The sequence below is a fragment of the Mycobacterium lehmannii genome (genome assembly GCF_002245535.1).
GTDB lineage: Bacteria > Actinomycetota > Actinomycetes > Mycobacteriales > Mycobacteriaceae > Mycobacterium > Mycobacterium lehmannii.
The window spans coordinates 1-1,247 of the sequence record NZ_NKCN01000068.1 but is presented as its reverse complement, the minus strand read 5'-3'; the positions used below and the strand labels follow the sequence as shown (position 1 = coordinate 1,247).

Genomic DNA, 1,247 nt, shown 5'->3' with positions numbered 1-1,247 from the left:
GGTGGGCGCAGGAGTCGTTCGGGTCGGTGGTAGTAGTTCAGCCGCGCCTGGCCGGTGTCCAGTTCGGGCGGCGGAAGCCATTCGACCTCGCAACGTTCGTTCATCCGGGTGGACCAGCCGCCATCGTCGTTGACGCTGCGGTTGTCTGCCCCGCAGGCGAGGCCCAGTTCGTCGACGTTGGTGTTGCCGCCTTTCGACCAGTCGGCTTCCACGTGATGCACCTGGCAGCCATAGGCGCCAACGGTGCAGCACGGCTTGGTGCATCCGCCATCGCGCGCGATGAGCATGATCCGTTGCGCCGGGGTGGCGATTCGCTTGGCGCGGAACAGGTCCAGGGCCGACCCGGTCGCGCCGTCGAACACCGCCAGGTAGTGGTTGGCGTGGCCGGCCAACCGGATGACATCAGCGATCGGCATGACCGTGCCCCCGCCGGTGGTGCCGACCCCGGCCCGAGATTCCAGCTCCCGCAGGGTGGTGCGAATGATGACCGAGACGGGCAGCCCGTTGAGTTGGCCGAGTTCGCCGCTCATCAGGGCGATGCGCCCGACGGCGATCATCGCGTCGTGTTGACGCTGGGCCAGACTGCGGTGGTCGTTGTCGATCTGAGCCTGTGTCGGGGTTCCCGATGTGCAGGGTTCGGGATCGTCGGGATTGCACATACCCGGTGCGGCGTACTTGGCGAAGATCGCTTCCCACACCGCCCACGCTTCGGGGGTCAAAGTTGCGAAGATGTCAATCATCCCGTCGGAGCGCTGTTTTTTCTTGGTGACCCCGCGCTTGCGGGCGCGCTCGGCGTCATCGGGTTCGGGCCCGTCCTGATCGAGCAAGAACAGCGTCAGATCGGCGCTGTCCTTGAGTTCCTTGGGGCCCACGCCGACCGCCGTGCGGACCAGGTCGACCTCGAAGTGCTCCCTGGTGGCCGCATCCACCCAGCCCGGCAACCTGTCAACGGCCTTGCGGATGACCTCCACGTGCTCGCCGTTGATCAGTCCGTGAGCTTGCGCGACCGCCGTCGCGGGCAACGCCGGCGGCAGCGACGGTCCGGTCAACGATTGACGGGGCGCCAGCAGGGCAGCTTCGGTCAGACGCCGGTTGGCCTCGGTGGTCGAGATCCGCCAGCGGACCCTCAACACCTCTTTCCACGATTTGGCACCCATCTGTTGCGGCGTCGCCTCGGTCTGCAGGCGGGCGAGCAAGCGGTGACTCATCGCGGGGAACTGGCAGCCGAGACCTTCGAGCTCATCAAG

The 1,247-nt window shown here is 66.7% G+C and carries 1 protein-coding gene; it reads right to left on the bottom strand.

Annotated features, from left to right (window positions below; translation table 11 throughout):
• A partial coding sequence (locus CEX87_RS26880; RefSeq protein ID WP_099459206.1) for an HNH endonuclease signature motif containing protein occupies positions 1-1,247 on the bottom strand: 1,247 nt, incomplete at both ends.